The organism is Nonomuraea typhae (assembly GCF_009760925.1).
GTDB classification, from domain to species: Bacteria; Actinomycetota; Actinomycetes; order Streptosporangiales; family Streptosporangiaceae; genus Nonomuraea; species Nonomuraea typhae.
On sequence record NZ_VRLV01000004.1, the window covers coordinates 565,811 to 583,575 of the forward strand.

Here is a 17,765-nt window from a genome sequence, read left to right on the forward strand (position 1 = left end):
GCCCTCCGTCAGATGTCTTCCCAGAGCTGTGCGGTGGAGGCGGCCGGCACCGGGGCGCCCAGCCGGGTGGCCAGCACGCGGGCCTCGGTCAGCAGCGGGTTGCCCTCGGCCAGTGCGGGGCGGGCGTGGTCGAGGGGGATGCGGGACAGCAGCGGCTCCAGCAGCTCCGCCGCCTCGCCGATCGCGCCGGTCGCCGCCCGCCGCGCCGCGGTGTCCAGCCGTCCGGCCAGCACCGCCGGGTGGTGCTCGTCCAGGCGGGTCCCGGCCAGCGCCTGCAGCGCGGCGGCGGACTCCTCGCTCGCGGCGGTCCGGCCCAGCGCGTCGGCCGTACGGGCGGCCAGCAGGAACGTGCGCGCCTGGCCGGGGAAGTCGTCGCCCAGCGCGCGCTCGGCCGCGGCCACGCGCGCCAGGACGTCGGCGGCCTCCTCCGGGCGCCCGAGCGCCAGCAGAGCCGCGGCCCTGGCCCGTCCCGCCCCGCGATCGCCGGGGGGCAGCTCGTCCAGCAGGCCGAGGGCCGTCCCCGCCTCCCCGCAGGCCACCAGCGCCTCGGCGCGGACGATCGCCCCCTCCTCCCACAGCCGCCCGGAGACCCGGCTGCCGAACCACGGCGTGCTGACCGCCGCCCCGGCCAGCGTGACGACCGCCAGGACGGGGAAGCCGGCGGCCAGCTCGATCTCGGCCAGCCGTACGTTGTCGTACTGGCGCCAGTAGCCGTCGGCGGGCAGGTACTGCGCGCGGAGGCTCATGGCCTCGAGCAGGTGCCGGCGCGCGTGGATCGGGTCGCCCGCCGCGGCCAGCGCCTCGGCCAGCGTGACCCGCGCGGAGGCGGTGTTGACGTCACCGGGGCCGAGCCTCTTGACCCGGTCGCGCAGCACGTCCTCGGCGCGCGTCACCCCCTGGCCCACCCGTCCGGCCCTGGTGGCCGCCCTGGCGGCGGCCTGTTGGGTGAGCGTCAGCCTGCGCCACTGCGCCTCCGCCCCTTCACCGGGACGGCGCCTGGTCCGGGTCGCCTCGACCGCTGCCAGCAGCTCGACGCCCTCCGTCGTCCGTCCCAGGGCGATCAGCGCGTCGGCGATGTTGTGGTCCGCGCGGGCCGCGTAGGAGGTGGTCTCGTCGCGGTCGGGCAGGCGGGCGGCCACCTCGCGCGAATGCTCCAGCCGCGCGATCGCCCCCGCCGGATCGCCGAGCCGCAGCAGCAACAGGCCGTGGCGGCTGGTGACGTCGCACAGCAGGCGCACGTCGTCGTCCGGCCGGCCCTCCTCCGCCGAGCTCTCGAGGAGCTCGGTCAGCTCCGCGGCCACCTGGATCGAGCGCGCCGTCAGGGGCGTGCCCTCGTTGAGGACGTGCAGGACCTGCTTGAGCGAGCCCGACGTGACCCGTCCCCCCGCGTGGTCGCGTACGGCCAGCGCGGCCGCCCGCTCAGCGGTGCGCAGCCTGCTCACCCACTCCCCGGTGAGCGGTACCACGTCACGCTCGAACCAGTACGCGGCCAGCGCCTCGGCCTGCCGTTCGATCGCCGCGCCCGTGTCGTCCGCCATCACGCGGAAGGCCACCTCGGACAGCCGTTCCGCGCTGTCGACGGCCCAGCTCTCCGGGGCGGCGGCCACCGAGGAGATCGCCACCGCGATCCGGGAGGCGAGGTAGCGCGCGTAGGCGGTCACCCTGCCGTCCCAGCCCGACTCCGCCGCCCGCCCATAGGGGCCGTCCGGCCACTCGGGCGGGCTCTGCTGGGTGGCCGGGCGCTTCTCGGAGGTGGAGATGTCGCCGATGCCGAGCCTGACCTGGCCCACGAGGAACCGCTCCGTCTGGTGGAAGGCGGCGATCCGCATGAGCGCGGCGGCGACCATGGCCTCGGCCTCGATGACCGTCTCCGGCGGCTCGGGTTCGGGGTCGGCGGCGGCGAACTCCTCGAACGCGTGCTGGAGCGCCAGCGCCACCATGACCCGGCGGCTGCGCACCTCGTTGTAGAGCCACACCGCGCTGCGCGCCCCGCCCCGCTCGCCCTTCCTGGGCAGGCGGACCCTCTCGGCCACGTCCTCGGCCCGCACCTGGTGGTAGGCGGTCTGCCGGAAAGCCTCCGCCGCGGCGGTCGCGATCGCCGCGAGCCGGCGTTCTTGCGCCTGGCCGGACGACACCTCAGACGGCATCATGAAATCCACTATATCTGACTATTGTCAATTTAAGGGAAGAGAATCTACTTAACTATAAATTGATGTGTCGCCCGGCTTTCGACCGGAATGCGACCGGATCGCGGACGGCCCCGCTGGTTGCCTGGAATCACAGGAGCTAAGGGGGTTTCCCATGAACATCCACGGCGCCAAGCACGATCTCGCCCGGCAGGGATGGGCGGTGCTCAGAACGGGACGGCGCTTCGCCGACGGTGACAAGATCGACTCGGCGGCGGTGCTCGGCCTGGCCGGCCACTTCGGCGTGCCGTCCAGCCGGGACGGCGGCCGCGAGATCTGGCCCGTCCGGCCCTCCCGTACCGACCCGGCCGCCACCCTGTCCGAGCGCGCCGGCGCGGCCGGCTTCCACACCGACGCCGCCTACCGGCCCGACCCCGAGCCCGTCATCTGCATGTTCGTCGTCCGCCCCGCGGCCGACGGCGGGCGGACCCTGCTGCTCGGCGCCACCGCCGTGGCCGCGGAACTCCGCAAACACCCCCTCGGCGCCCGCCTCCTGGACACGCTCGCCACGCCGCAGTGGCGCTGGCGGGTCCCCGAGGTGTTCGGCGGCGCCGTGGCCGGCCTCTCACCGCCCGCGGCCGTCCTGCCCGGCGACGGGACCATCCGCTGGCGGGCCGACAACCTGGCCGGTCTCACCTGCGAGCAGCGCCGGGTGGCCGCGTGGTTCGCCCGCCTGCTCAAGGTGCTGCCGCAGACGGTCACCGTGGACCACCGGCCCGGCGACGTGATCATCATCGACAACCACCGGACGATGCACGCCCGAGCCTGGTTCCGCGACCCGCGCCGGCTGCTGCTCCGGGTACGGCTGTGGGCATCGTGAACACCGCCCGCCGCCGGACCGCGGGCGGCAGAGACGCCGGGACGGTGAGTGGCGCGGCCCGCCGCTGGGTGATGGGTGGCTGGGAGGCCGGGACGGTGGGTGGCGCCGCTCGCCGCTGGGCGGTGGGCGCGGTGGGTGCGGCCGGGCGCTGGGCCGTTGCCGCCGCCGGAGGCTGGGCCGCCGGCGCCGCGGGTGCCGCCGCTCGCTGCTGGGCCGTGGAGGCGGCGCGCGCCGCCGCCGAGGTTCCCGCGGTCGGCGCCGAGGCCGCCGCCTGGACCGTGTACGGCTGGGCCGAGGTGGCCCTGGCCTGCGCGGTGCTGGGCGAACCCGCCGCCTTCGCCGGGCTCGACGAGGTCGTGGCGGCCGGTGCCGTACGGCATGGCGGTCCTGCTGCCGAGCGGCTGAGTGCCCTGCGCGCGATGGCCGGTCCGGTGCCCGGGTTCTACCCGGACGCCGGCCCGCCGGGGCCCGTTCCTCCGGTCGGGGAGGACACCTGGCGGGCCTGCGCGGCCCTGGCCGCCTTCTGCGACGCGCTGCCGTCTGGGTGTGCGGCGGCCGGCGGCTTCTCATGGTCTCGGGATGGGTTCGTGCCGGTTCCCGATCGGGCGCGGGCGCAGCTGCGGTGGGGTGAGCGGTATCGGCCGTCCGCCCGGAGGGGGCATCGGGTGGTCGCGGGGGAGCGCTTCGCGGGGCTGGTCCGGCGTACCTGGATCCGCCTGCCCGGTCACCCCGCGGTGCTGGTCGACGTGCCGCGGCAGGGGCCCGAGCCGGTCCGGCGGGTCTGGCGGGGCATCCACGACGGCGCCCATCTCGACCACCTGGCCCTGGCGGGCGAGGGGCCGGTCGAGTTCGGGCACGGGCTGCTGGCCGCCGAGTCCTACGCCATGGCGGTGGAACTGGTCGCGCTCCTGGAGAGCCTGGAACGCGGCGACGTCCAGGTCGCCGCCTGCCTGCGGGACGGCCTGGCCGAGCGGATCGGCCGCCTGCCGGGCTTCCCCGGTCCGCTGCGCCAGGCCGGGCGCACGGTACGGCGGGCCGCCGGCCACCGGTCGCCCGACCTCGCCCACCTCCCCCGGCTGGCCGCCACCTATGTGACCGGCCCGCTCCGCCTGCTGGCCGGACACGGCCCCGCATCGGCAGGCCACGGCCCCTCGCCGGTCGGAGACGGGCACGCGTTACCCGCGCGGCTGTGGCGGGATCTGCTCGGGCGCTGGTCGGCGCTCACCCGGCGCTGGCCCGCGGCGCAGCGACTTATGGCAGATGTCGCAGACATTCATGCTGATGAAGTATCAATGGCTTCGCCCGGCTTTGTAGTACAGTGGCCTTCAGCTATACGCGATGAAAAACTTTAGCTAGCTAAAGAACGGTTCGGCGTCATGGCGGACATGATCCACGCGTTACGTTCCAGCGTCGCCACCCGCTGGTGGGTGGACGGCGAGCGACGACGGCGTCACTGGAACACCTCCCAGATCTACTACCGAGCCTTCCTCACGTGCACCGCGGAAGCCGATGGCCACCCCGACGGCAGAGCCCTGGTGGCCAGGGCCGGCGGTCCGACGAGCACCTTCTACACCGTGGCCGGGCCCAAGGCGCAGCACACCCTGCTGGCGCGCTACCGGGCGGCGCTGCCCTCCCTGGCCGAGCGCTATCCCACCCCCAGCGTGGCCGCCTGGCTGGGGCACGAGACCGCGGTGTGGGCCTACTGGCAGCACCGCACCGGCTGGCTGCGCGCGATCAGCGGCCAGGACCGCGACCGGGCCTGCCGCTCGCTCGTGATCGTCCTGGCCGACTTCGCCGCCGGGCAGCGCGACCTCATGCACGCGCTCGACTGGCGGCCGCCGATCTGCGCGGTGGAGGACTTCGCCATCGTCCTGGGCGGCGGCCCTTCGCCCGAGAACGTGTACGACCCGCTCGCGCGCCTCCTGAAAGCCGTCGCCGCCGCCCCCGGGCTGCCACCCGAGGCGGCGGCCGACAGCGCGGAACGCGAACTGGACGACCTGCTGCGACCGGCCGGCAGCGCGGCGGCACAGGCCCGCCTCGCCGAGGCCGTCGAGAACGTGCTGAGCAACCCGGACATCAGCGACGAGAGGCTCATGGAGATCGGCAAGATGCTGAGAAGCGCCGGCGAACTGCTGCTGGGCGGATCCGGCCGCGCCGGCTCGTCGGCGGCGTGACGTGACCCCAAGCGGACAGCCCGGCATGACGCCGCACCGGCGGCCCGACGCGAAACCGGGCCACCGGTCGGACGGCACTCTGGATCGGCGGACGGACACGCAACCAGGCCGGCGGCCCGACGGGACGACGGGCCGGCGCCCCGATGGGACACCCGCGCAGCCAGGCCGGTGGCCCGGTGCGGAGGCCGGGCGGAAGAACGCCGAGCGGAAGAAGGCGGTGGCGGCCGAGCTGCGGGCGCAGATGCTGACCATGATGACCGGGCGGCCGCGAGGGCTGGCTGATCTGCACCGGCGTGCCGAGGCCGAACTCGGCGAGGCGGATCCGGTCACCCTGCTCATCGCCTGCAAGTCCGAGACCCACGCCAGCCGTGCCCGTCCGGTGGCCGAGTCGGTGCGGGTGTGGGCGCGGCTGGTCCGGAGCGCGGACGCCGTCCTCGACCTCGACGATCCGGCCCGCCTGGAGATCATCTCCAGGTACGGCAGGTGGCTCGGCCGCCGTGGCGAGCCTGCCGACCTGGACCAGGCCGTCCGCCATCAGCGTGGCGAACTGCACCGCCGGGAACAGGGCCTGGGCGCCCACGCCTACTGGACCGGCGTGGCCCGGCTCGACCTCGCCGCGGCGCTGGGCGAACGGGCCCGCCTCGGCCACCTGGATCTCGGCGTGAAGGACAGCGCGGCCGGCGACCTGGCGGAGGCGATCGAGCTGAGCGAGGCGGAGATCGAGCACCGCGGCCGCGTCTGGGGCCACGACGACCTGCGCACCTGGGAGGCCCGGGGCGTCCTGGGGAAGGCGCAGCTGAGCCGTACCGGAACCTCGGCCGACCGCGTGGTGCGCATGACCGCCGCCTTCATCGCCGGTCGGCAGGTACGGCGGGAGCCGCGTCTGTTGCAGGCGCGGTTGCTGCGGTCCCAGGCGCTGCTCGCGGCAGGCCGGCAGGCCGAGGCGGAGGTCGAGGCCCGGTTGGCCGGCGAACTCCACCGCACGGGACACGAAGCCTGGCCGGGCGGCGTGGATCCGGGCCTGGCCGCGCTGACCCTGGCCCGCGTCCTGGCCGAGACGGACACGGTGGACGCGCTGGCCGCCGCCCGCCGCGCCCTGCGCGCCCGGCTGGCCTGGTTCCCGGAGAACAGCGTGTACTGCGCGGAGGCCCAGGCGGTCCTGGCCGCCCGCAGATGACCACGGCCGAGGTCTCCTGCCGGGACCGGGGTCACGGTCTCCGGTCCGGGCGCCAGCTTGTGGGGCCGAGTTCCACGCCGCGGGTCCTCAGGGCGCGTTCCAGCCTGGGCAGGGTGCCGCTCGCGGGGACGCCGATCAGCCAGACGCCGTGCTCGTCGGCCGCCACCTGCATGGGGGAGCTGTCCGGCGTGTGGCCGACGAACGGCTGGTAGCGGCGTTCGGCCAGTTCGGTGCGGAGCAGCATGTGCTGGCCGGCCGAGCCCCGCCAGATCAGGCCGGTCGGCCGCCCGGCCTCGTAGCGGCCGGTGATCAGTACGTCCGCGTGCCGGACGGCCGCCCGCTGGGCGTCGTCCAGCTCGGATTCCTCGTATCCGGTGAAGACGAGCAGGTCGAGTTCGCGGGCCGTACCCGATCTGATCTCGTGGGCGGCGGTGAGGAGAGCGGCGAGCCCCTCGGGCTGCGTGAGCGGCTCGCCGCCGCTGATGGTCAGCCCGTCGGCGCCGCCGCGCACGGCTTCGCGCCAGAGGGCGGCGAGCCGGTCGACGGGCACCTCGGCTCCGGCCGCGGGGTCCCAGGTGTCGCGGGACATGCAGCCGGGGCAGGCCAGCGGGCATCCCTGGGTCCAGATGCCGAGGCGGCGGCCGTAGCCGAGGGTGGTGACGGGGCTGTGGACGCGGTTCACGCGCAGGGTGGTGGTCATTCCATCGTCTCGATGAGGGCGGCTATGGCTTCGGTGGCCTTCGGGTCGGCCAGGCCGGCGGCGACGCCGTCCAGGTAGCGGACGCGGGCGGCCTTGAAGGTCTGCTGGACGGCGTTCCGGTCGTCGGTCAGCCGTTGCTGCGCGGAGGTCTCCAGGCGGTCGCGGGCGGCCTCCAGTTCGGTGCGCTGGACCGTGAGGGTCTCCAGGTGGCCGCGGGCGGCGACGAGCTGGGCGGACATCTGGTCGCGGTGGCCGGTGGCGCCTTCGTAGGCCGTCCGCAGCGGGTGGAAGCGGGCCGTCCCGAGGAGGAAGGAGATCCCGGCGGTGATGAACAGCAGCATGACGAACAGCGCGATGATGCTGAAGTCGCTGGCGTGCAGCGGCTCGGCGGCGCTCTCCACGCCTTCCTGCGGGACGAGCCGGTTGTTCTCGTCGGCGACCTTGGGCGGCACGAGCAGCACCCTGGCCCGCAGGTAGCCGAGCATGGCGGCCAGGTAGAGGCAGGGCAGGAGCAGGATCAGCGCGGTCAGGATCACCGGGCGCTCCTCGCCGGTGGCGTGGCGGCCCCGGTAGAGGTAGCCGGCGAGGTGGGGCAGCAACACCATGATCGAGGCCACCGACACGGCGAAGATCCCGGCGAGCACCTGCTCGCTCACCTCGTTGCCGTGGAAGTAGTCGAAGATGACCCACTGGATCGGCACGTCGATGGCGACGAGCGCGGCCAGGATCGTCAGCTTGAGCCACTGGGGCAGCGGCGGGGAGGTGTAGGGCCCCTCCCATCTGGTCGTCTCCGGCCCGGTCACGTCCATGCCGCCCGGCTGCTCCTCGGGGGCGTCGCCCTCGTGCCGCAGCCTGCGCCGGCGCCTGCGCTCGTCGTCCTGGGCCATCCTGTCGATCCGCGTCCGGATGCCGCCGACGTCCTCCTCGGCTCTGTCGTGCCTGGTCTCGAGTTCCGTGACCCGGGTGGTGGTCACGGCCTGTTCGGCGGCGAGGCCGGCCAGGCGTCCTCGTACCGCCTCCATCCGCGTCCGGTCGTCGCTGGGCAGCCCGTCCAGCACCCGTTTCTCCTCGGCCTTCAGGTAGCTCACGTGGGGTGGCAGCGCCGTGAAGGACCAGTTGTCCAGGATGCCGGAGTGCGCGTCGGACACGCCCTGCTGGTAGGCCCGCTCGATCACACCGGTGCCGTCGTAGCCGACCGGCCCGGTCCCGGAGGGTTCGGTCCCGGGGGGCTGCGGATGGGTCATGCCCGTAATCCTCCGATCAGACTTTTTTCGGCGGGACAGCGCACTTGGCCTTGTCTTTCAGAAGCTCGGTCCAGAAGGCGTCGAATCCCGCGAATTTCGCCGGGTCCGCGCTCTGGAGCATGCCGTATCCGATCGTGACGAGTTGTACTCCGGAAAGGTCGGGAATGCGGCCGCCCGCGGCGAGCTGCTCGATAAGGGCACGCCTTTTGTCCGGGGTGGTCAAATCCGCTGTGTAAAGGTTCAGCCCGTGCGTGCTGCCCTTCGGATCGGTGGCCAGGAAATCGCTGAACACGATCAGGTGGTAGGGGACCTCGCGGGCGGGGCGCTCCTCCACGGCCCGCCAGAGGCCGCCGAGGACGTCGGACCCCTGGACCTCCCGGGCGTCGGTGCGCACGCAGCCGAGCAGGTCGTCGGCGCGTTTGACCGCGGCGTCCTGCCGGGCGGCCCGCAGCGAGTCCCGGTCGACGTTGCCGGAGACGTCGGGGTCGATGTCCAGGTTCTTGACCCGGCAGTAGGCCGCACGGGACGAGCCGGTGATCTGCTCGAACGTCACGCTCCTGCAGCCCGCCTCGTTGAGCAGCCTCGGCAGCTCCTGTTTGATCCGCTGCCCGGCGTCGAAGCCGGTCACCGGCTTGGCCGAGCCGGAGCCGTCCAGGACGACGTCGCAGACTCCGGCCAGCCGTTCCTCGGCGCAGGCGGTGAGCCCGGCGCCGAGCACGACGGTCGCCGCGAAGGATGCCATGAGCCGGTGGAAGGGGGGCATGTCCGTGCTCCTGACTATGCGACGATCTCCAGCGCGCGCCGCACCACGCCGGCGGCGCCCTGCAGGTGGGTGAACAGCAGCTCGTCGGGCGTGTCCCACACCGGCTCGTGATCGAGCACGGGCACGGATCCGACGGTCAGCCCGCCCTTGCTCCTGCGCCGGACCCGGCGGCGCAGCACGCCTTCCCAGTACCAGGCCACCAGCTGCCCGGCCTGGCCGTGCCGGGACAGCAGCTCGTGCCGGCACGCGGCCACGCCGACCCGCCATCGCGCGATCAGGTCGACGAAGGCGACGCGGGTCCTGGGCGTGACGGTGCCGTTCGCCTCGTGCTCGCGCAGCACCTCGCTGGCCTCGCGGCAGATCGCCCTGATGAGGCCCGCGTTCTCGTCGAGCAGCCGCTTCTGCATCGCGTTGGACTCGGCTCTGGAACGTTCCTGCCTCTCGTGCACGAAGGTCGCGCCCAGCGCGCTGGCCATCGCGGCCGTCATCGGCGCGGTGATCAGCTTGTGCTGGGCCTGGGCCTGCATCCAGATGCGGCGCGAGGCTCGCTTGCCCTCCCGCATGGCCGCCCGGCGCTGGCGCTCGGACGGCTCCTCCGGTGTGTCGTCCACCGCCTTCATGGCGTTGCTCCTTATCGACTTATCCAGCCATTGACGTTTTCTGGGGACAATAGAAAAACTATGTCATACTCCAGCTAGGTTGACGGGATAGGAGGTGATATTCCAGATCTGCGGCTTGTTTTGTGGAATGGGGGAGTCGCCGTTCCATATAAATGGCGGAATTCATGGAATGCGGGGAATCGGAATGATGAGCCGTCCACCGCCCACCGAACTCGATCCAGGGCGTGTGCCCCCGCCGACCACCCTCGACCCGGGCCGCGAGCCGCCCGCAGAGGACGACTGGGGCCCCGGCAGGCTCCCGCGCGCCTTCACCGGCCGGCTGAACCTGGTCAGGGAGCTGCCCGGCGGCGCCGAGGCGCAGCTCTTCCTGGTCACCGACGAGGAGGGCCGTGAGCGCATCCTCAAGATCTACCGGGCCGGGCACGGGCCCGACCCGGCCGCGTCCGCGGCGCTGGCCGGGCTGGTGGGCGTGCCGCACCTGGTGGAGGTGTTCGAGCGGGGGGCGGTCGCCGAGCGCGCGTACGAGCTGATGGAGCACCTGGCCGGCGGCGACCTGCTGGTCCTCCTCGGCGAAGGCGACCCGCCCGCGGGACTGCCTCCCGCGACGGTGACCGAGATCGCCCGCCAGGCGGCGCAGGCGCTGGGCGCGCTGCACGGCGCGGGCGTCCCGCACCGCGACCTGAAGCCGGGCAACCTGCTGCTGCGCTCCCGCGAGCCGCTGGACCTGGCCGTCATCGACTTCGGCATCAGCCGGGCGATCGACGGCACCGAGATCCGTGAGAGCCGGCACGGCACGTTGATCTACATGGCGCCCGAGCAGCTCATCGGCCGGATGATCTCGCCCACCGTCGACTGGTGGGCCCTGGGCATGACGCTGCTCGAGCTGAGCGCCGGACGGCACCCCTACAGCCACCTGCTGGACGCCGAAGTGGTGATGCTGCAGCTGGCCACCCGCGACGTCGACCTCACGGGGGTGGACGACGAGCGCGTGCGGCTCCTGCTGCGCGGCCTGCTCACCAAGGACCCGGCCGACCGCTGGGGCGCCGGCCAGGTGGCGGCGTGGCTGCGCGGCGAGTCCCCGCCGGTCATCGCCTCCGGCGTCGAGGAGCCCCAGTTCGAGCCGTACGACCACCAGGGCAGAACGGTCACCGGCCGCATGCAGCTCGCCCAGCTGCTGGCCGCGGAGTGGGAGAGCGCGGCGGCGCACTACTTCACCCCCACGGGTACGGCACCGCCCTGGCGGGACCTGCGTGCCTGGATCTCCCAGGTGGGCGGCGACCCGGCGGAGCTGTTCGCGCTCGTGGAGACGGAGCTGCCACCCGACGTCAAGCTGCTGCGCCTGGTGCGCTGGCTGGATCCCACGCTGCCCGCCGTCTACCGCAACGAGGTGCTCAGCCTCGACCGGCTCACCGAACTGGCCCGCAAGGCGCTCGGCGACATCCCGGGCAACGTCCCCGACCTGATCCTCCAGCTGTGGAACCACCGGCTGCTGCCGGACCTGGCCCACGCGCCCCTCGGCGGCGGGCTGGCCGAGGCCGACGCCCGATGGCGGAACCTGCACGCCGACTGGCAGGCCGTCGCCGCCCGGGTCCGCGCCACCCGCCCGGAGCTGGCCCCGGCCCTGGACGGGATCGAGCCCCGGGTCCTGCTGCCGAACCTCCTGGCGCTGGCCACCAGCCCGGAGACCGCCGCCGCGGCCCTGCGCCAGGCGGCCGAGGAGGTGCGCGCCGACCTGCCTGAAGAGGTGCCGTGGTTCACCGAGCTCGCCGACGCGCGGGCCGGGCCGCTCGACCGGCTGTGCGCCCTGCTGCTGGAGGCCGCCGCCCGCGCCGAGGCCGCCGACCTGCACGCGGCGCGCGCCCGCCGGGCCTGGCTGCTGCGGCAGGAGGACGCGCACCTGTGGTACCGCGAGCAGGACCGGCCGCTGGCGCTGGGCTGGGCCGTCGCGGGCTGCTGCCTGGTGGGGGCGCTCTGGGTGTGGCTGATCGTGGTGAGCGACCTGATCCCGATCGCCACGACGGCCATGGTCGATCTCGCCTGGGTCTGCGCGATCCTGGCGATCGCCCCGGTGATCGGGATGGAACTGGCCCTGGCCGCCGGCGTCGGCGGGCCGTACCACCCGGCGTACTCGCTGATCGGCGGCGTCGTACGGCTGGCCAGGGCGGCGGCCCGGCCGATCCGCGGCGCCGCGTGGATGGGCCTCGTGCTCGTGGGGGCGGGGTTCGCGGCCGTGGTGGCGGCGACGGCTCTGCTGCCTCCGGCGCTGCCCATCGGCACGGTCGCCGCCCAGGCGATCTGGGCGGCGGCCCGCTGGCGGCGCTGGGCCGCCGACGAGGAGGAGCGGGCCGTACAGCTCGCGCAGGCACGACGGGAACAGCAGGAAGACGACGAAGGGGAACGGACATGAGCGCGGGTGCGATGGCGGTGGTCGCGGTTCCGGCGGTGCTGCCGGTGGCGGTGGGTGTGCTGGCGATCGGGGGAGCGGCCCTGCTGATCGCGCGGGCCGCGTCCCGGGGCGCCGAGCTGGCGGCCGAGGGCGCCGCCGTGCTCGGCGACACGATGGAGGCGGAGCTGGCCCGGCTGGCCGACGAACGCCGCGCCGCCGACCAGTGGCGGGACGCGGCGGCGCTGGTCGTGAAGCACAACGCGCGCATCGCGGCGCTGCGCGCGGCGGCCGGCAAGATGTCGATCGCGCTGGCCCTGCCCGAGCCGCTGACGGTGGCCGGCGCCGACCTGGCCACGATCGGCGCCTGGTGCGCGGACACCACCGCCCGGCTCGACCAGGCGCTGGCCGTACTGAGCAGTCATACGGCGGGCGCGGCCTGCCGCAGACTGGCCGGCAAGCTCGGCGGCACGTCCGCGCCGCTGGTCACCGTGGCTCAGGCGCTGGCCAGGGCCAGGCTCACGACGCCCAGGTCGGCGCCGGCGGCGCCCGGCGGGGTGGCCGACAAGCTCGACACCCAGCTCGCCAAACTGAGCCACGAGGTGAGCGCGGAGGACTACGCGCGGATCCTGGAGACGGCGGCGGGCATCCGCATGGCCACCTCCGTGCAGGCGGAGCGCGCCGGGCTCGACCAGCTCGTCCGGCAGGTGCACGACGCCAACGCGGCGGCCCGCCGCCGCCGCGAGGACGCGGTGTGCGCCGGCGCGTACCTGCAGTCCTTCCACGCGACCGGCCTGCCCGACGCGGGGGACGGCGGCGCGGCGCGCGTGCTCGAGCGGCTGAACGCCGTCGTCGCCGGTGACGCGCCCCTCGACGACGACCTGCGCGGCCGGGCCGAGGAGCTGAACCGCGAGGCGTTGTGCCGCGCCCAGCAGATGTACCTGCGCGAGACCGTGGCCGCGCTCATGCGGGACATGGGCTGGGACGTCGCCGGTGACGCGCAGGTCCTCACCCTGACCAGGGACGACTGGAGCGGCCACCACGCCACCGTCGACGTCGGCGACCGCATGGTGCGCGGCCACGTGGTCAGGACGGCGCCGCCGGCCGGAGCCGACGGCCGCCGCCAGGACCGCGAGCGGTGCGCGGACTTCGCCCGGTACTTCGACGGCATGGCCGCGCGCCTGCCCGCCGAGCACAGCCGTCCGGAGATCTCCGTGGACGCCGCGGTCGAGGTCGCGGCCCCGGCCGCCGGGGCCACCCGCCGCCACGAGGGCCCGATCTACCGGGAGCGCTCGTGAACGGCTGGTCGAAGCGGCTGACGGACTGGCCGCCGTTCGCCAGGGAACTGCAGGGCACGCTGTCCGTCCACGCCCAGTACATCCTGCACGGCAACGTGCGCGACCGTTTCCTCGTTCCGCCGGGGCCGATCTCGCTCCCGCTCGTGGACGTCCTGTGGGAGGCGCTGCGGCCCGACGGCTATCTGGCGCTGGTCCGCTACGACCCCGTGACCGGCTTCTCCCTGCACGCCGAGGCCGAGAAGGGCGCCGCCGCCCACGCGCTCGGGTCGGGCGTGCTGGGCTCGGCGCCGTCCATGGACAGGCTGATGGCGCAACTGGCCGCCGTGACCCAGGCGGGTTCGGCACGGCTGGCGCTGGTCCTCGACTTCGCCTCCCGCCTGGTGGTCTCGCCCGCCCACCTCAGCCAGGACGAGCACGACCTGTTCCGTTACGCGCTCAAGCTCGCCGAGACCGCCACCCCGCGGCTGGGCGGGCCGCCGGAGCGGCAGGCGGCGCTGTTCAACCCGCTGATCTGGCTGGTGGACGGCGAACGCGACCTGCCGGCCTGGCTGATGGCCTCGGGGGCGCGGGTCCGGCCGATCGGCGTGCCGTTCCCCGGCCTGGACGAGCGCACCAAGGCCGCCCGGATGCTCGCCAGGGAGTTCGGCCTGGTGGATCCGCCCAAGGACTCCGACGGCGCCCGCGCCCTGGAGGCGTTCGCCCGCCAGACCGACGGCATGCGCACCAGGGACCTGCACGAGATCGTCCGGCTGGCGTGGGACCGCGGCATGGGCGCCGTGGAACTGCCCGACGCCGTGCGCATCTACAAACTGGGCATCGAGGACAACCTCTGGCGCCGCGGCGAGCTGCGCAAACGCATCCAGGAGGGCGAGAGCTGGCTGCACGACCGGGTCAAGGGCCAGCGCCGGGCGGTGCTCAAGACCCTCGACATCCTCAAACGCGCCGCGCTCGGCCTGTCCGGCGCCCAGGCCACCTCGCCGGGAACCCGGCCCCGCGGCATCCTGTTCTTCGCCGGGCCCACGGGAGTGGGCAAGACCGAACTGGCCAAGGCCGTGGCCGCGCTGGTGTTCGGGGAGGCCGACTCGTTCCTGCGCTTCGACATGAGCGAGTTCGCCGCCGAGCACGCCGCCGACCGGCTGATCGGCGCCCCGCCCGGCTACGTCGGCTTCGAGGCGGGCGGCGAGCTGACCAGCGCGGTGCGCAGGATGCCGTTCCGGGTCATCCTGTTCGACGAGATCGAGAAGGCCCACCCGCTGGTCCTCGACAAGTTCCTGCAGATCCTGGAGGACGGCCGGCTCACCGACGGCCAGGGCATGACCACCTACTTCTCCGAGTGCGTGCTGGTCTTCACCTCCAACCTCGGCATCTACCGCGAGGATCCGGAGACCCGGCGGAAGGTCCGCACCGTGGACGAGACGATGGCGCAGGAGGAGGTGCGCGCGATCGTCCTGGAGACCATCAAGGAGCACTTCACCGACAGGCTCAACCGGCCCGAGCTGCTCAACAGGTTCGGCGACAACATCGTCGTCTTCGACTTCATCTCGCCCGAGGTCGCCGCCCTGATCTTCGACGCGCAGGTCGACAACATCATCCGCGCGGTGGAGGAGCAGCATCGCGTCCGCGTCGAGCTCACCGCCCAGGCCCGCGACGCCCTGCGCGCCCGGTGCCCGTTCTCCCCGGAGAACGGCGGCAGGGGCATCGGCAACGCGCTGGAGTCGGCGTTCATCAACCCGCTGGCCCGCGAGCTGTTCGACCGCGACGCCGTACCCGGGAGCACGCTGCGGATCCTCGGCGTCAACGGCGGCGACCCCGTGACCCTGCGGGTGGAGGCGCGATGAGGTGCCCCCTGAACTGCCCGGACCCGGGCCCGACCACGATGTGCCGGAGGTGCGGCTCCGACCTCGTGACCGGCCCGGGCCCGGGTGAGCAGGCCCCGCCCTGCGTGCTCGTGGTGCGCTTCGCCTTCGGGGACGTCACCCCGTGCACGAGCGCGCCCGTACGGCTGGGCCGCGACCCCGCCTGGTCGCCGTTCGGCGCCGCCCTGGCCGCCCACGGCAACGTCTCGCGCAAGCACGCGACCTTGGGACTCGACGCCGACGGCCAGGCGTGGATCGACCCCGAGCCGACCCCGAACGGCACCTTCCTCAACGGCGCGGAACTGCCGCCCGGCACCCGGCACCCGCTGTCCGAGGGCGACACGGTACGGCTGGCCGCGGGCCCGGAAGGCGTGGTCACCCAGCAGGCGTGACGATTCTGTCGCCCGCTGCTGCTTAGATCATCGGCATGCGGCCATCCCCCCTCGCCCAGCGTCTGGACCAGCTCCTGCGCGGGACTGTGAACGATCCCACGTACTGGCCCGTCACCTCGCTGTGGAGCACCGGCCTGGCCGGGGTGGACCAGGAGCTGCTGGCCGCGGCGGCCCGTGAGCTGACCGCGCACCTGCTGCGGGAGCCCGGGCGCGAACCCTACGACGTGCTCGTCACGGCAGGGGCCGCGGGCATGGACGCCGAAGTGGGCGCGCGCCTGGCCGCGGAGCACGGGCCGATCTGGGCCGCCGAGCAGGCGCTGGTGCTCGGCTGGGACGTCGAGGGCCGGGCGTTGTTCGCCGAGGCGGTGCGCATCCGGGCGGACTACGAGCCGCACCGCCGGCCGGACGGCGTGACCGCGTGGCTCAGCGGCCTGCCCGGCTACCGCGACGTCGCCAGGACCGTCCTGGAGGCGGCCGCGGCCAGGGTGGCCGCGATCCACGCCGGTGAGCTCGCCTACCAGGCGGAGAAGGCGGTCACCGGCACGGAGAAGGCGGTCCTCGGCCGGGCCGCCCGGGTGGCGCTCCACCTGGACGAGCCCTGGCTGCCCGCCCTGCTCGACGAGCTGCTGCCCGGGATCGCGGTGGCGCCCACCCGGGCCAGGACCCTGCCCTCCCAGGGGCTGCTGTTCGAGCTCGCCCGCGCGACCGAGGAGCACCCGACCCCCGAGGCGATCTCCGCGCTGCGCGCCGCCCGCGCCGCCACCCGGCACGCGGGCGTGCCCACGCAGCTCGACCGCATGTTCAAGCGCATCGAGCCCGCGCTGGCCAACCGGCTGGAGGTGGCGTTCCGGCTGCCCGACGGGCGCGTACGGCAGGCCGTCGGCGAGCACACGGCGGTGATCGAGGTCGGCGACGGGGTCGAGCTGTCGTGGTGGCACGGAGACAAGAAGCTGAAGTCGGTCCCGGCGGCGGTCAGGCGGGAGCATCCCGGCGAGGTCAAGCGGCTGCGCGAGCTGGCCAAGCAGACCCAGCGGCAGCAGGCCACCCTGGCCAGGGCGCTGGAGGCCGGGTACGCCGCCGGCGCGGCGGCTCCGCCGTACCGGCGGCTGGAGGGGCAGCCGATCACCGACCGGCTCATCTGGGAGTTCGAGGTCGAGCCCGGCGTGTGGCGCGGCGAGCTGGGGATGAGCGTGCCGGACGTCCCGGTGCGGCTGTGGCATCCGGCCCGCGCGCGGGTGGAGGAGGTGCGGGCCTGGCGGGAGACGGTCCAGGACAAGGAGCTGCGTCAGCCGTTCAAGCAGGCGTTTCGCGAGGTCTACCTGCTCACCCCCGCCGAGGAGGAGACCGCGACCCACTCCGGCCGGTTCGCCGGGCACGTGGTGCACTATCGGCGGCTCTACGCGCTGTTCAAGCAGCGCGGCTGGCAGGCCGACTTCCTCGGGCCGTGGGACGGCGGCTACGAAGGGACGGCGCGGCGGGTGATGGCGGGCGGCCTGTGGCGGGCGGTGCTGGATCACGGTCTCTACGAGCATGAGTACGCCGGTGTCGAAACGGTCCGCTTCGAGCGGCTGACCGGCGGCGCCTGGCGGGCGGCCCCGTTGCCGGAGGTCCCGGCGCTGGTGTTCAGCGAGGCCATGCGGGACGTCGACCTGTTCGTGGCCGTCACCTCGATCGCGGCCGACCCCACGTGGATCGGCCACGGGCCCGACCGGCTGCGGGAGTACTGGGAGACGGGCTCGTTCGCGGAGCTGACGCCCTCGGCCGAGGTGCGCAGGGACGCGCTGGCGCGGCTCATCGGGCGGACGGCCATCGCCGATCGGTGCACGGTGGCCGGGCGGTTCCTGGTGGTCCGGGGAGATCTGCGCACCTACAAGATCCACCTGGGGTCGGGGAACATCCTCATGGAGCCCAACGACGCCTACCTGTGCATCGTCGCCGGGGTCGATCCCCACGCCGGGCTCTTCCTGCCCTTCGAGGAGGACGGGCGGCTGGCGCTCATCCTCAGCAAGGCGTTCCTGCTCGCGCACGACACCGCCATCACCGACCCGTCGATCACCCGCCAGATCAGGGGTTGACGATCTGTTCAAGACGGACGCGGCAGTTTTCGACACTCGTCCCAAAGCCGCGCCGGTGAACCTGGCTAGCTTTTCGG

General features: G+C 73.9%; 14 protein-coding genes. 9 read left to right on the forward strand and 5 right to left on the reverse strand.

Annotated features, from left to right (window positions below; all coding sequences use genetic code 11):
- Nucleotides 1-8 precede the first annotated feature (8 nt).
- Nucleotides 9-2,150, reverse strand: coding sequence for a hypothetical protein (locus tag FVE25_RS18630; RefSeq protein WP_157248216.1), 2,142 nt, complete (start codon nucleotides 2,148-2,150; stop codon nucleotides 9-11).
- Between the two features lie 151 nt (nucleotides 2,151-2,301).
- On the opposite strand from FVE25_RS18630, the gene FVE25_RS18635 reads away from it, so the two are divergent.
- Genes FVE25_RS18635 through FVE25_RS18650 form a run of 4 tightly spaced genes read left to right on the forward strand, consistent with a single transcriptional unit; the run spans nucleotide 2,302 to nucleotide 6,357 of the window.
- On the forward strand, nucleotides 2,302-3,006 hold the full coding sequence (locus FVE25_RS18635; protein WP_157248217.1) for a TauD/TfdA family dioxygenase: 705 nt from the start codon (nucleotides 2,302-2,304) through the stop codon (nucleotides 3,004-3,006).
- The gene (locus FVE25_RS18640) at nucleotides 2,994-4,358 is read left to right on the forward strand and encodes a hypothetical protein (protein WP_157248218.1); all 1,365 of its coding nucleotides are present in this window, start codon (nucleotides 2,994-2,996) and stop codon (nucleotides 4,356-4,358) included. Before FVE25_RS18635 ends, FVE25_RS18640 begins: the two co-directional genes overlap by 13 nt.
- A 33-nt stretch (nucleotides 4,359-4,391) precedes the next feature.
- A complete protein-coding gene (locus tag FVE25_RS18645) occupies nucleotides 4,392-5,180 on the forward strand; it encodes a hypothetical protein (protein WP_157248219.1) in 789 nt (262 codons plus the stop codon).
- Nucleotides 5,181-5,205: 25 nt separating this feature from the next.
- A complete protein-coding gene (locus FVE25_RS18650; RefSeq protein WP_157248220.1) occupies nucleotides 5,206-6,357 on the forward strand; it encodes a hypothetical protein in 1,152 nt (383 codons plus the stop codon).
- A gap of 31 nt (nucleotides 6,358-6,388) precedes the next feature.
- On the opposite strand, the gene FVE25_RS18655 is transcribed toward FVE25_RS18650, so the two are convergent.
- The 4 genes from FVE25_RS18655 to FVE25_RS18670 are packed head-to-tail and all read right to left on the reverse strand — an operon-like array spanning nucleotide 6,389 to nucleotide 9,684.
- On the reverse strand, nucleotides 6,389-7,057 hold the full coding sequence (locus FVE25_RS18655; RefSeq protein ID WP_157248221.1) for a 4Fe-4S single cluster domain-containing protein: 669 nt from the start codon (nucleotides 7,055-7,057) through the stop codon (nucleotides 6,389-6,391).
- Nucleotides 7,054-8,301, reverse strand: coding sequence for a hypothetical protein (locus FVE25_RS18660; RefSeq protein WP_157248222.1), 1,248 nt, complete (start codon nucleotides 8,299-8,301; stop codon nucleotides 7,054-7,056). Before FVE25_RS18660 ends, FVE25_RS18655 begins: the two co-directional genes overlap by 4 nt.
- A 16-nt stretch (nucleotides 8,302-8,317) precedes the next feature.
- Complete coding sequence (locus FVE25_RS18665; RefSeq protein WP_157248223.1) at nucleotides 8,318-9,064, reverse strand: hypothetical protein; 747 nt, start codon at nucleotides 9,062-9,064, stop codon at nucleotides 8,318-8,320.
- Between the two features lie 14 nt (nucleotides 9,065-9,078).
- Entirely contained in the window at nucleotides 9,079-9,684 is a 606-nt protein-coding gene (locus FVE25_RS18670; protein WP_157248224.1) for a hypothetical protein, read from the reverse strand.
- 226 nt (nucleotides 9,685-9,910) lie between these two features.
- On the opposite strand from FVE25_RS18670, the gene FVE25_RS18675 reads away from it, so the two are divergent.
- The 5 genes from FVE25_RS18675 to FVE25_RS18695 are packed head-to-tail and all read left to right on the forward strand — an operon-like array spanning nucleotide 9,911 to nucleotide 17,688.
- Complete coding sequence (locus tag FVE25_RS18675; protein ID WP_181019625.1) at nucleotides 9,911-12,091, forward strand: serine/threonine protein kinase; 2,181 nt, start codon at nucleotides 9,911-9,913, stop codon at nucleotides 12,089-12,091.
- Entirely contained in the window at nucleotides 12,088-13,365 is a 1,278-nt protein-coding gene (locus FVE25_RS18680) for a hypothetical protein (protein WP_157248226.1), read from the forward strand. Before FVE25_RS18675 ends, FVE25_RS18680 begins: the two co-directional genes overlap by 4 nt.
- Nucleotides 13,362-15,203, forward strand: coding sequence for an AAA family ATPase (locus tag FVE25_RS18685; RefSeq protein ID WP_157248227.1), 1,842 nt, complete (start codon nucleotides 13,362-13,364; stop codon nucleotides 15,201-15,203). The genes FVE25_RS18680 and FVE25_RS18685 overlap by 4 nt, the downstream gene beginning before the upstream one ends.
- Nucleotides 15,200-15,613: an FHA domain-containing protein gene (locus FVE25_RS18690; RefSeq protein ID WP_157248228.1), complete on the forward strand. Its 414-nt coding sequence runs from the start codon at nucleotides 15,200-15,202 to the stop codon at nucleotides 15,611-15,613. The genes FVE25_RS18685 and FVE25_RS18690 overlap by 4 nt, the downstream gene beginning before the upstream one ends.
- 35 nt (nucleotides 15,614-15,648) lie before the next feature.
- Nucleotides 15,649-17,688: a DUF4132 domain-containing protein gene (locus tag FVE25_RS18695; RefSeq protein WP_157248229.1), complete on the forward strand. Its 2,040-nt coding sequence runs from the start codon at nucleotides 15,649-15,651 to the stop codon at nucleotides 17,686-17,688.
- Nucleotides 17,689-17,765 lie beyond the last annotated feature (77 nt).